10 protein-coding genes are annotated in these 12,193 nt (G+C 56.6%); 4 read left to right on the plus strand and 6 right to left on the minus strand.

Annotation, left to right across the window (positions count from 1 at the left end):
• Window positions 1–33: 33 nt before the first annotated feature.
• Together rnr and rlmB are read left to right on the plus strand one after the other, a co-directional pair.
• Window positions 34–2,475: a ribonuclease R gene (rnr, locus tag L379_RS20510; RefSeq protein ID WP_032104769.1), complete on the plus strand. Its 2,442-nt coding sequence runs from the start codon at window positions 34–36 to the stop codon at window positions 2,473–2,475.
• 63 nt (window positions 2,476–2,538) lie between these two features.
• Window positions 2,539–3,270 carry a 23S rRNA (guanosine(2251)-2'-O)-methyltransferase RlmB gene (gene rlmB, locus L379_RS20505; RefSeq protein ID WP_015572470.1) on the plus strand — a complete coding sequence of 244 codons (732 nt, stop codon included), beginning with the start codon at window positions 2,539–2,541 and terminating at the stop codon, window positions 3,268–3,270.
• A gap of 91 nt (window positions 3,271–3,361) precedes the next feature.
• Here rlmB and L379_RS20500 read toward each other — a convergent pair whose 3' ends face one another.
• Window positions 3,362–4,636: an MFS transporter gene (locus L379_RS20500; RefSeq protein ID WP_015572471.1), complete on the minus strand. Its 1,275-nt coding sequence runs from the start codon at window positions 4,634–4,636 to the stop codon at window positions 3,362–3,364.
• Between the two features lie 195 nt (window positions 4,637–4,831).
• Between L379_RS20500 and L379_RS20495 the strand changes: the two genes are divergently transcribed.
• Entirely contained in the window at window positions 4,832–6,454 is a 1,623-nt protein-coding gene (locus L379_RS20495) for an isovaleryl-CoA dehydrogenase (RefSeq protein ID WP_032652288.1), read from the plus strand.
• Here L379_RS20495 and L379_RS20490 read toward each other — a convergent pair.
• The 3 genes from L379_RS20490 to bsmA form a co-directional block, all read right to left on the minus strand.
• Window positions 6,451–8,382 carry a methyl-accepting chemotaxis protein gene (locus L379_RS20490; protein WP_032652291.1) on the minus strand — a complete coding sequence of 644 codons (1,932 nt, stop codon included), beginning with the start codon at window positions 8,380–8,382 and terminating at the stop codon, window positions 6,451–6,453. The genes L379_RS20495 and L379_RS20490 overlap by 4 nt on opposite strands.
• A 170-nt stretch (window positions 8,383–8,552) precedes the next feature.
• Window positions 8,553–8,828 (minus strand): DUF1471 family protease activator YjfN, encoded by a 276-nt coding sequence (gene yjfN / locus L379_RS20485; RefSeq protein WP_017694671.1) that lies wholly within the window; start codon window positions 8,826–8,828, stop codon window positions 8,553–8,555.
• Between the two features lie 148 nt (window positions 8,829–8,976).
• Window positions 8,977–9,306 (minus strand): biofilm peroxide resistance protein BsmA, encoded by a 330-nt coding sequence (gene bsmA / locus L379_RS20480; protein WP_017383949.1) that lies wholly within the window; start codon window positions 9,304–9,306, stop codon window positions 8,977–8,979.
• Between the two features lie 137 nt (window positions 9,307–9,443).
• Between bsmA and yjfP the strand changes: the two genes are divergently transcribed.
• A complete protein-coding gene (gene yjfP / locus L379_RS20475) occupies window positions 9,444–10,166 on the plus strand; it encodes an esterase (protein ID WP_023302960.1) in 723 nt (240 codons plus the stop codon).
• Here yjfP and ulaR read toward each other — a convergent pair.
• Both ulaR and ulaG read right to left on the minus strand, forming a co-directional pair.
• Window positions 10,163–10,918 (minus strand): HTH-type transcriptional regulator UlaR, encoded by a 756-nt coding sequence (ulaR, locus tag L379_RS20470; RefSeq protein WP_003856014.1) that lies wholly within the window; start codon window positions 10,916–10,918, stop codon window positions 10,163–10,165. The two genes, yjfP and ulaR, sit on opposite strands and share 4 nt — an antisense overlap.
• Window positions 10,919–11,028: 110 nt before the next feature.
• On the minus strand, window positions 11,029–12,093 hold the full coding sequence (gene ulaG, locus L379_RS20465; protein WP_032652293.1) for an L-ascorbate 6-phosphate lactonase: 1,065 nt from the start codon (window positions 12,091–12,093) through the stop codon (window positions 11,029–11,031).
• Window positions 12,094–12,193 lie beyond the last annotated feature (100 nt).

The raw sequence follows: 12,193 nt of genomic DNA on the forward strand, positions 1-12,193 counted from the left end.
ATTTCCACCGGAGCTGACAACGGAGGAACCGACATGTCACAAGATCCTTTCCAGGAACGCGAAGCCGAAAAATACGCGAATCCTATCCCCAGCCGCGAGTTCATCATTGAACACTTAACAAAACGCGAAAAACCCGCCAATCGTGAAGAACTTGCCGTTGAATTAAACATAGAAGGTGAAGAGCAAATTGAAGCCCTTCGCCGCCGCCTGCGCGCCATGGAACGTGACGGGCAACTTGTCTTTACTCGTCGCCAGTGCTACGCGCTGCCAGAACGCCTCGACCTGCTGAAAGGCACCGTTATTGGTCACCGCGATGGCTTCGGCTTCCTGCGCGTGGAAGGGCGTAAAGACGACCTGTACCTCTCATCCGAACAGATGAAGATGTGTATTCACGGCGACCAGATCCTGGCGCAGCCGCTGGGTGCAGACCGTAAAGGCCGCCGCGAAGCGCGCGTGGTCCGCGTGCTGGTGCCGAAAACCAGCCAGATCGTTGGCCGTTACTTTACCGATGCGGGCGTAGGCTTTGTGGTGCCGGACGACAGCCGTCTGAGCTTCGACATTCTCATCCCGCCTGAAGAGGTGATGGGCGCACGCATGGGCTTTGTGGTGGTGGTGGAACTCACCCAGCGCCCAACCCGTCGCACCAAAGCGGTGGGTAAAATCGTCGAAGTGCTGGGCGATAACATGGGCACCGGCATGGCCGTCGATATGGCGCTGCGTACCCATGAAATTCCGTATGTCTGGCCGAAAGCGGTTGAAGATCAGATTGAAAACCTGCGTGAAGAAGTGCCGGAAGAGTCCAAAGCAGGCCGCGTGGATCTGCGCGATCTGCCGCTGGTCACCATTGATGGTGAAGACGCCCGTGACTTCGATGATGCCGTATATTGCGAGAAAAAACGCGGTGGCGGCTGGCGTCTGTGGGTGGCCATCGCGGATGTGAGCTATTACGTGCGTCCACACACGCCGCTGGATAACGAAGCGCGCAGCCGCGGTACGTCGGTCTACTTCCCGTCGCAGGTTGTACCGATGCTGCCAGAAGTGCTCTCCAACGGCCTGTGTTCCCTCAACCCGCAGGTGGACCGCCTGTGTATGGTCTGCGAAATGACCATCTCCAGCAAGGGACGTCTGACGGGCTATAAGTTCTACGAAGCGGTGATGAGTTCTCATGCGCGCCTGACCTATACCAAGGTCTGGCATATGTTGCAGGGCGATCAGGATCTTCGCGAACAGTACGCGCCGCTGGTCAAACACATCGAAGAGCTGCACAACCTCTACAAAACGCTGGATCAGGCGCGCGAAGAGCGCGGTGGGATCTCGTTTGAGAGTGAAGAGGCGAAGTTTATCTTTAACGCTGAGCGTCGTATCGAGCGTATCGAACAGACTCAGCGTAACGATGCGCACAAGCTGATTGAAGAGTGTATGATCCTGGCGAACATCTCGGCGGCACGTTTCGTTGAGAAAGCCAAAGAGCCTGCGCTGTTCCGTATTCACGACAAGCCAACCACGGAGGCCGTAACCTCGTTCCGCTCCGTGCTGGCTGAACTCGGCCTGGAGCTGCCTGGCGGTAATAAGCCTGAGCCACGCGATTACGCCGAGCTGCTGGAATCCATCAGCGATCGTCCTGACGCGGAAATGCTGCAAACCATGCTGCTGCGCTCCATGAAGCAGGCGATTTACGATCCTGAAAACCGGGGCCACTTTGGTCTGGCGTTACAGTCGTACGCGCACTTTACCTCGCCGATCCGCCGTTATCCGGATCTGTCCCTGCACCGTGCGATCAAGTATCTGCTGGCGCACGAGCAGGGTCATAAAGGCAACACGACCGAAACCGGAGGGTATCACTACTCCATGGAAGAGATGCTGCAACTGGGCCAGCATTGTTCCATGACCGAGCGTCGTGCGGATGAAGCGACGCGCGACGTGGCGGACTGGCTGAAGTGTGACTTTATGCTGGATCAGGTGGGTAACGTCTTTAAAGGCGTGATTGCCAGCGTCACCGGCTTTGGCTTCTTCGTGCGTCTGGATGAGCTGTTTATCGACGGTCTGGTGCACGTTTCCAGCCTCGATAACGATTACTACCGCTTCGACCAGGTCGGACAACGTCTGATCGGCGAATCCGGCGGCCAGACCTACCGTCTGGGCGATCGGGTGGAAGTGAAGGTTGAAGCCGTGAATATGGACGACCGTAAAATCGACTTCAGCCTCATCTCCAGCGAGCGTGCTCCGCGTAACGTCGGCAAAACCGAGCGTGAGAAAGCGAAAAAAGGCGGTAACGGTAAAGCGGGCGGTAAGCGACGTCAGGCAGGTAAAAGAGTAAACTTTGAGCCAGACAGTGCTTTCCGTGGCGAGAAGAAACAGAAGCCCAAGGCGGCGAAAAAAGACGCTCGTAAAGCGAAAAAACCGTCGACCAAGACCCAAAAAATAGCGGCCGCGACCAAAGCGAAGCGCGCGGCGAAGAAACAGCAGGCGGAGTAATTTCCCCTCACCCTGACCCTCTCCCCAACGGGAGAGGGAAAATATTTATTACGAGAACCATCAATGAGTGAAATGATTTACGGCATCCACGCGGTGCAGGCCCTGCTGGAGCGCGCGCCGGAGCGTTTTCAGGAAGTTTTTATTCTGAAAGGGCGTGAAGACAAACGTCTGATGCCGCTGATCCACGCGCTGGAAGCGCAGGGCGTAGTGATCCAGCTGGCGAACCGCCAGTATCTGGATGAAAAAAGCGAAGGTGCTGTACACCAGGGCATTATCGCGCGCGTGAAGCCAGGCCGTCAGTATCAGGAGAACGATCTGCCGGATCTGATCGCCGGGCTGGAGAACCCGTTCTTCCTGATCCTCGATGGCGTAACCGACCCACATAACCTGGGCGCGTGCCTGCGTAGCGCCGATGCAGCAGGCGTGCATGCGGTGATTGTGCCAAAAGATCGCTCCGCGCAGCTTAACGCTACCGCTAAAAAAGTCGCCTGCGGCGCGGCGGAAAACGTCCCGTTAATCCGCGTGACTAACCTGGCGCGCACCATGCGTCTGTTGCAGGAAGAAAATATCTGGATCGTAGGAACAGCCGGTGAAGCGGATCACACCCTGTACCAGAGCAAAATGACCGGCCGTATGGCGCTGGTGATGGGAGCGGAAGGCGAAGGTATGCGTCGTCTGACGCGCGAGCACTGCGATGAGCTGATCAGCATCCCAATGGCGGGCAGCGTATCGTCCCTGAACGTTTCTGTTGCGACGGGTATCTGCCTGTTTGAAGCGGTGCGTCAGCGCGGGTAGCCTGTTGTGCCGGGTGGCGGCTTCGCCTTACCCGGCCTACAAAAGCATGGTACCGTAGGCCCGGTAAGCGCAGCGCCACCGGGCAACAATCTCACTCCTCTAACGACCGTAAATGGTCATCCTTTCTCAGCGTCATCAGCGCGAAAATACTCACCACCGCCGTTGCCATCACGTAGTACGCCGGAATATCCAGATTGCCCGTCTCTTTAATCAGCCCGGTAATGATCAGCCCCGCACAGCCCGAGAAGATCGCATTCGACAGAGAATAGGCCAGCCCCAGCCCGGTATAACGCACGCGCGTCGGGAACATCTCAGACAGCATTGCCGGCCCCGGCCCTGCCAGCATCCCAACCAGACCTCCCGCAATCAGCACCACAATCGCTTTGACTGCCAGCGTACTGGATTCCGCCTGCAAAATTTTCAGCAGCGGCAGGGCGAGGATCAGCAGGAGCACGGTGGCGATAATCATCACCGTGCGCCGCCCGATCCTGTCGCTCAGCATGCCCGACGGAATGATCGTGAGCGCAAACCCAATGTTAGAAATCACCGCAATCAGTAGCGCCTGGTTAAAACCGGTATGCAGCGCAGATTGCAGATAGGTCGGCATAATCACCAGATAGGTATAACCCGCCGCAGACCAGACCATCACGCGGCCAATGCCCATCAGGATGGTTTTGAACGTGGCGGCGGTGCTGGCCTGAGTAACAACCGGTTTTTCCCGTTGCTGCACAAAGCTCGGCGTCTCTTCCATGCTCACCCGCAGCCATAGCGCGACCGCACCCATCGGCAACGCCAGGAAGAACGGAATGCGCCAGCCCCAGTCGTGCAAGGCTTCAGGGGAGAGTAGGGCGGAGAGCAACGCGACAATGCCTGCGCCCGCTAACAGCCCGAGCGCCACGGTAAAGGACTGCCATGCCCCGTAAAGACCGCGCTTGCCGCGCGGGGCGAACTCCGTCATCAACGAGACCGCACCGCCATACTCACCGCCCGCGAACAGTCCTTGCAGAATACGCAGGAGCGTAACGATCAGCGGCGCGGCAATCCCGATACTGGCGTAGACCGGCACAATACCGATGGCAGCGGTGGCGAGCGTCATCAATACCAGCACTATAATCAGCGTCGGTTTGCGGCCAATCCTGTCGCCAATGCGGCCAAAGACCACCGCACCCAGCGGACGGAAGAAGAAAGCGATGGCGAACGAGGCCCAGGTGAGGATCAGGCTGGTGAGCTCCGCTTCCCCCTCAAGCTGGAAGAAGTTTCTGGCAATCACCGTTGCCAGAAAACCGTAGACCGCAAATTCATACCACTCGATGAAATTACCGATGGAGCCTGCAATTAATGCACGCTTGTGCGCATCCTGTTGCATAACGATCCTCACATAAACGGGGTAAGAATAAATTATTCAGCATTGGTGAAGTAATGAAATAGTTTATTCTTATGTTCTGTGAGCTATTTCACGAATGATATCAACACGATCGTCATCGTGTGACCCCCCTCCCATGCAGCGTGCATGCCCTCTGTCCATACTTACCTTTATTGCCAATGAAAGGAGGGAGACAGCATGCACTGGCAGACACATACCGTTTTTAATCAACCTGCACCGCTATCGAACAGCAACTTTTTTCTCTCTGATTGCGCCCTGCGCGATGCGGTAGCGCGCGAAGGGGCTGAGTGGGATGTGGATCTTCTTGCCAGCATCGGACAGCAGTTGGGTACGGCGGAGTCGCTGGAGCTGGGCAGGCTGGCGAACGTTAATCCGCCGGAGCTGCTGCGTTATGACGCCACGGGAGCGAGGCTGGATGACGTCCGCTTTCATCCGGCATGGCATCTTCTGATGCAGGGGCTTTGCGCCAACCGGGTGCACAACCTGGCGTGGGAGGAGGAGGCGCGGAAAGGATCGTTCGTCGCCCGGGCCGCGCGTTTTGTGCTGCATGCTCAGGTGGAGGCGGGAACGCTATGCCCGGTGACCATGACCTTCGCCGCCACGCCGCTGTTGCTACAGTCGCTGCCCAAACCGTTTGACAACTGGTTAACGCCGCTGATGAGCGATCGCTACGATCCCCATCTCGCGCCGGGGGCGCAAAAGCGCGGCCTGCTGATCGGCATGGGGATGACGGAAAAGCAGGGCGGTTCGGACGTACTCAGTAATACCACCAAAGCAGAGAAATGCAGTGATGGCAGTTACCGGCTGGTGGGGCACAAATGGTTTTTCTCCGTGCCGCAGAGCGATGCGCATCTGGTGCTGGCGCAGGCGAAGGGCGGGCTTTCCTGCTTTTTTGTTCCGCGTTTTTTACCCGACGGGCAACGTAATGCCGTGCGCCTTGAGCGTCTGAAGGACAAGCTCGGTAACCGTTCAAATGCCAGCAGTGAGGCTGAGTTCCTTGATGCTTACGGCTGGCTGCTGGGCGAAGAGGGTGAAGGTGTCCGGCAAATTCTGAAGATGGGCGGGCTGACGCGCTTTGACTGTGCGCTTGGCAGCCACGGATTGATGCGCCGTGCGCTCTCGGTGGCGCTTTATCATGCCCATCAGCGGCAGACCTTCGGCAAAAATCTGATCGACCAGCCGTTAATGCGCGACGTGCTAAGCCGTATGGCGCTGGTGCTGGAGGGACACACGGCACTGCTGTTCCGACTCGCCCGGGCGTGGGACAACCGCACCGACCCGCAGGAGGCCGCATGGGCGCGGCTTTTCACTCCGGCGGCAAAATACAGCGTCTGCAAAGCGGGCATACCGTTTGTGGCAGAGGCAATGGAGGTGCTGGGCGGTGCAGGCTATTGCGAAGAGAGTGAACTTCCGCGGTTGTACCGTGAAATGCCCGTCAACAGCATCTGGGAAGGCTCTGGCAATATTATGTGCCTGGATGTACTGCGCGTGCTGGCGAAGCAGTCGGGCATTCTCGACCTGCTCGCCGATGATTTCGTGCAGGTCAAAGGTCAGGACAGGCACTTCGATCGCAGCTGGCGGCAGCTACAGCAGAAGCTGCGTAAACCGCAGGAAGCGCAGGGCAGGGAGATCGCGCGGCAGCTCTTTTTACTCGGGGCCGGAAGCCAGATGCTGCGGCACGCATCGCCGCCCGTGGCGCAGGCGTGGTGCCGCATGATGCTGGATACCCGAGGCGGCACGCTGATGAGCGAACAGGTGCAAACCGACCTGCTTCTGCGCGCCACGGGCCGGGTCGGTTAAGCCTTCAGCTGGAACAGGCTCACCAGCCGGGTGAGATGTGAACCCTTCTCGCGCAGCGTCTGTGCCGTCTGCTCGCTGCGCGAGATGCGATCGGCATTGATGTGCGATGCCTCACCGATGTGCGTCATCGCCAGATTCACCTGACCAATCCCCGCAGACTGCTCGCGGGAGGCGTGGTTGATTTCGGTGACAAGCTGGCTGATGTTATCGATATGAACAATGATGGCATCCATCGCCAGACGCGTCTGCTCAGACAGCGCATGGCCTTCGCTCACCTTGTTCAGCGTGTCGCCAATCAGCTGTTCAATCTCTTTTACCGCGTTGGCACTGCGTGCGGCCAGGGCGCGCACCTCTTGCGCCACCACTGCGAAACCTTTCCCGTGCTCGCCCGCCCGCGCCGCCTCAACCGCCGCATTGAGCGCCAGGATATTGGTCTGGAAAGCGATGGACTCAATCACGCGGGTAATGTCTTCAATGCGTTTCGATGCATCACGAATATCATCCATGGTGGAAACTGCGTGGGTCACCGTCTCTCCACCCTGATGCACCGCGCGTGAGGTTTCCCCCACCAGCTGCTGAGTTTGCTCCATGTTGGCGGCATTTTGCTGCACGGTGGCGGCTAATTGCTCCATGCTGGCGGAGGTCTCCTCAACGCTGCTGGCCTGTTTGTTGATCTGTTCAGAGATCTCGCCGGTGTCTGAAGCCAGCGCGTTAGTCCCCAGATGGATTTCGCTTGCGGCCTCGCGGACCTGCAACACAATTTTTTGCAGGCCGCCCCCGATCCCGTTGATGGCATCAATCAGCTGGCCGACCTCATCCTGGCGGGTTACCGGCAGGCTGGCGCGCAGATCGCCTGCGGCATACTGCCGGGCAAGCGCGATCACTGCGCGCAGTGGGCGGGTTAGCATCCGGCGAATGAGGATAACGAACAGGCCCGCGAAGAGCGCGGATAGCACCACGCCCGCCATCAGGAAGCGATCGCGCAGCGTGGTGACGCTTGAAAGCAGTACGGCTTTATCCACTTCACCCACGATGGTCCAGTTCCAGCCCGGCAGCGGCGTGTAGGCAACTTTGAGCGTACGGCCATCTGCGCTCACGCGCTCCAGCGTGCCGGCTTTATCACTCAGAAGCTGCTGCTGTGTCGCCGTGTCCCAGTTGGGCAGTTTGCCCTCTTCGCTGGCATGGAACAGATACTGTCCGCGCGTTTTGCCGCTGATGCGATCCAGTACAAAGAAGTGGCCGCTCTCGCCCAGACGACGGTTAAGGATTTTCTCGCGCATGACGTTCCACGAATGGGTGATGTCCACGCCGACAAAGATAATCCCGATAACCTGGCCTTCCGCATTTTTAACAGGCTGGTACTGCGTGATATAGCGCTTGCCGAACAGAAGCGCGAGGCCACGATAGACCTCCCCTTTGGTGACAGCCGCAAATGCCGGGCTGGTGGTATCAAGAACGGTTCCGATGGCGCGGTCGCCATTCTCTTTGCGCAGCGACGTGGCCACGCGGATAAAATCGTTACCGCTGCGGACAAACAGCGTCGAGATGGCGCCCGTTCGGCTCAGGAAGTCATCAGAAAGCGTATTGTTTTCATGCAACTCCGTTTCGCCGCCTTTCAGCAGAGGAACGGTAAGCCCGTTTATGGTCCGGCTCTGGCTGCTGTCGCTGTTCAGCGGCTGTGGCAAAAAGGTGGTGAACAGACGGGTATAGCTTTCAACCTCTTCGCTCAGGCTGGTGTTGAACATCTCTACCATATCCACCATGCCGGTGGACTGGTTATGCAGGTCTTCAACCGCAAGATCTTCAAGCTGCTGGCTGGCGTTGTGGCTCAACAGAAAAGTGAACAGCAAAAAAAGCGTGGCGACACTTGCACCTGTTAGCAGCGATAGCTTCGTGCCCAGACCTGCCCGGCGGAAAAAGGTGATCATAAATTGCTCATTATTGAAAAGTGATGGCTGTTCAACGGCAGAGCGAAGAGAACGTTTATCTGTTTAATGTAACTGAATGTTACCTATTTGTTTTTATTAAGTTTCGGGAGGGATAAAAAATTTGCAAAAGTGAAAAGCCACTAAAATTAAGTGGCTTTTATCGGAAGGGATTATGCATAAAGAATGGCCTGCACGCGCCAGTGATTAACATGGTTATCTTCCTGCATCTGGACGATGCGATACCAGGATGCGCCCTGTTCATCGGCCTTCAGGGCGACGACACGTTCAACGTCTTGCGGACTTCCCGTGATATTATTGACGGAGATCTGACCAATCTCGTTCAGGCCCGTGACGCAATCCGCGCTGGCAAATTCGGCCGACTGCGCCGTGGTGCTCAGCAGGCCCGCTGAAAGCAATAGCGTCGTTAAAGCAAGGGTTCGTTTCATCGTCAGCTCCTTTTCACGTGTCTCCGGTATCCGCCGGGCAATCCTTCGCGAATAAACTCATTTCCATTGTTGCTGGCATGGAGTTTATTGTGGACAGGAAAATGTCTACGGACGCAAAGCAGTGTAAAAGTCGTTCAAATGATGATGCTTACTTACGGTACAAAATTCCCTGGGCGTACCACTGTCCCGTAATAATGGTTTCATCAATCATCGTGATGACGTAATAATCTGCTTTTGCGGCAACGGCCTGTGCTTCAATTGCGTCTTCTGCATCATCCGGGGAACCACGAACCATCGCGGATACGGTACCCAGGCGTTGTAATCCTTCCGTCTGATTACGACGAATTTCCTGAGGATGATCGGTAACCGGCGGCGCCGGTTCTGGCGTACCCTGCAATATGGAACATCCGCTGAGCAGTGAGACCAGCAATAAAGCCGTAAGCCTGCGCATAAACCTGTCTCTTTTCCTGATAGCCATAGTGTAGTTGTCTGCGAATTTAGTTTTGGGGGAATGTTCCCGAAGTGTTATCTGGGACGTAGATTTCGAATGAAAATATCGTGAAACCGTAATCCAGCTCTCAACATTATGAATCATTCATCAGCACAGGATCGACAATGATTGAAATTGAAACTCGCCAGCTGAGTGGGCATGAAATCATCCATGCTTTTTCGGCTGGTAAAGGTGAACAGCCGCTGCCGACAGTAGTTTTCTATCATGGCTTTCTCTCCTCGAAGCTGGTCTACAGCTATTTTGCCGTCGCGCTGGCGCAGGCCGGTTTCCGGGTGGTCATGCCTGATGCGCCGAATCATGGGGCACGCTTTACGGGCGATGAGCAGGCGCGGCTGGGGCTGTTCTGGCAAACGCTGCACGGCAATCTGACCGAGTTCGCCGGGCTGCGTGACGCGCTCTTGCAGGCCGGGCTGGTGGAGGGGAAACGGCTGGCGGTCGCAGGCGCATCAATGGGCGGAATGACGGCGCTGGGGATCATGGCCAGGCATCCGGAGGTGACGTCTGTCGCTTGCCTGATGGGATCGGGCTACTTTACATCACTGGCAAAGACGCTGTTCCCGCCGCAGGCCCCTCAGGAGATTGAGGCCCTGTTGTCTGAATGGGACGTCAGCCATGCGCTTTCGCAGCTGGCCGATCGTCCGCTGCTTCTGTGGCATGGGGACGCCGATGACGTCGTACCGCCCGGTGAAACGTTCCGCCTGCAACAGGCGCTACAGCGCGAAGGGCTGGACAGCAATCTGACCTGCCTGTGGGGAGCAGGTGTCCGGCACCGTATTACCCCGGCCGCGCTGGAGTCAACCGTGGAATTCTTCCGTCAGCACCTTTAAACGCGCAGCACTGTGACACCCTGATCCTCCAGCTTGCTGAGGATCTCGGGGTTGGCGTTTTTGCCGGTGATCACCATGCTGATTTGCTCGGCGCGGCTGAAAAGCATGCCGGCGCGTTCACCGACCTTGCTGCTGTCGACCAGCACCACCAGTTTGCCCACTACGTTAAGCATGTTCTGTTCTGCCATTGCGGTGAGCATATCGGTTTTATACAGGCCATCCGCCGTCAGACCTTTGCCGCTGGTAAACATCCAGTGCCCGGCGTAGAGGCTGTTTTCACTGTCCTGCGGGCTAAGGGTGATGGACTGGCTCTTGTTATACTGGCCGCCCATGATCACCACGCTTTCATGTTCCTGGTCAATGAGATAGTTGGCCAGCGGCAAATAGTTGGTGATGATCTGCACCGGCTTGCCGCACATCTCACGGCCCAGCAGAAACGCCGTCGAACCGCAGTTGATCACCACGCTTTCTCCAGGATTTACCAGCTGTGATGCCGCTCTGGCAATCCGCACCTTTTCATCGTGATTCTGCGCCTGGTGGATGTTCATCGGCGTCCAGCGTGGACGCTGCTGGCTGATGGCCTCTGCACCGTTGCGGACTTTTTTCAGCTTGCCGCTCTCATCCAGCTTGTTAATGTCCCGCCGCGCGGTAGCGGGGGAGATCCCTAAACGTTCGATCACTTTCTCGACGGTGATAAACCCTGTTTGCGCCAGGAGTTCCAGTAAAATTTGATGCCGTTGCGCTTCCGTCATGAGCTATTCCGATAAGAATTGATTTGAAAAGATGATATTTGAAATAGCGTGAAATTACTAAGATAAATATGACATCGCCAGACGCAAGGTCTGGCGATTGGGCCTCAGAATCAGAGGAAGGATTTGAACGGCAGATCGGGTTCAATCGTAAAGCAATCATCGAAACCACGCGGGTAGTGGTACTCAAGATTGTCTTTATCCAGCGGCCAGGTGAACTTGCCGCCAACCTGCCAGATGAACGGCTTGAAGCCATACTTGAGGCGGTCTTTTTTCATCTCCCACAGGACGCGGATCTCTTGCGGATCGGCCTGGAAGTTTGACCAGATATCGTGGTGGAACGGGATCACCACTTTGGTGTTCAGCGCTTCGGCCATACGCAGCATGTCTGCGCTGGTCATTTTGTCGGTGATCCCGCGCGGGTTTTCACCGTAAGAGCCAAGCGCCACGTCAATCTGATGCTCGTTACCGTGCTTCGCGTAATAGTTGGAGTAGTGGGAGTCACCGCTGTGATACAGGGAACCGCCAGGCGTTTTGAACAGGTAGTTCACCGCGCGCTCATCCATCCCGTCTGGCAGTACGCCTGCGGCTTTCTGGTCGGCAGGCAGGGTGATCAGCGCGGTACGGTCAAAGGCATCCAGCGCGTGAATTTCAATGTCTTTGATTTTCACTACGTTGCCCGGCTTCATCACGATGCAGCGCTCTTTTGGCACGCCCCAGCCAATCCACAAATCCACGCAGGTCTGCGGCCCAATAAACGGTACGTCGTCCGCGCAGTTTTGCATTACCGCTGCCGCCACGTTCACGTCGATATGATCGTTGTGATCGTGGGTAGAGAGTACGGCGTCGATCTGACGAATGGCAAAAGGATCCAGCACGAAAGGCGTGGTGCGCAGGTTCGGCTGGAGCTTTTCAACGCCGGCCATACGCTGCATCTGGTGGCCTTTTTTCATCAGTGGATTGCCGTGGCTCTGTTTGCCGGTGCCGCACCAGAAATCAACACAAATGTTGGCGCCGCCTTCTGATTTCAGCCAGATCCCGGTGCAGCCCAGCCACCACATCGCAAATGTGCCAGGAGCAACCTGTTCCTGCTCGATCTCTTCGTTCAGCCAGCTACCCCACTCCGGAAAGGTACTCAGAATCCATGATTCACGGGTGATGGTTTTCACTTTACTCATCGTTTGACTCCTGGTTTTAATCAAAAGTAATCACTATGTGACTTGTTGTGATTAATGCTGGCACTGTTTTAATCGATTTGCAATGGCTGATTTGCGGAAA

Source organism: Enterobacter sp. MGH 33 (assembly GCF_000534535.1).
In the GTDB taxonomy this organism is placed as follows: domain Bacteria; phylum Pseudomonadota; class Gammaproteobacteria; order Enterobacterales; family Enterobacteriaceae; genus Enterobacter; species Enterobacter hormaechei_C.

Coding starts and splice junctions, on each gene's coding strand:
- L379_RS20490 (WP_032652291.1), bottom strand. CDS start 8,382: ATGATCACCTTTTTCCGCCGGGCAGGTCTGGGCACGAAGCTATCGCTG.
- yjfP (WP_023302960.1), top strand. CDS start 9,444: ATGATTGAAATTGAAACTCGCCAGCTGAGTGGGCATGAAATCATCCAT.
- rnr (WP_032104769.1), top strand. CDS start 34: ATGTCACAAGATCCTTTCCAGGAACGCGAAGCCGAAAAATACGCGAAT.
- L379_RS20495 (WP_032652288.1), top strand. CDS start 4,832: ATGCACTGGCAGACACATACCGTTTTTAATCAACCTGCACCGCTATCG.
- ulaR (WP_003856014.1), bottom strand. CDS start 10,918: ATGACGGAAGCGCAACGGCATCAAATTTTACTGGAACTCCTGGCGCAA.
- L379_RS20500 (WP_015572471.1), bottom strand. CDS start 4,636: ATGCAACAGGATGCGCACAAGCGTGCATTAATTGCAGGCTCCATCGGT.
- yjfN (WP_017694671.1), bottom strand. CDS start 8,828: ATGAAACGAACCCTTGCTTTAACGACGCTATTGCTTTCAGCGGGCCTG.
- ulaG (WP_032652293.1), bottom strand. CDS start 12,093: ATGAGTAAAGTGAAAACCATCACCCGTGAATCATGGATTCTGAGTACC.
- bsmA (WP_017383949.1), bottom strand. CDS start 9,306: ATGGCTATCAGGAAAAGAGACAGGTTTATGCGCAGGCTTACGGCTTTA.
- rlmB (WP_015572470.1), top strand. CDS start 2,539: ATGAGTGAAATGATTTACGGCATCCACGCGGTGCAGGCCCTGCTGGAG.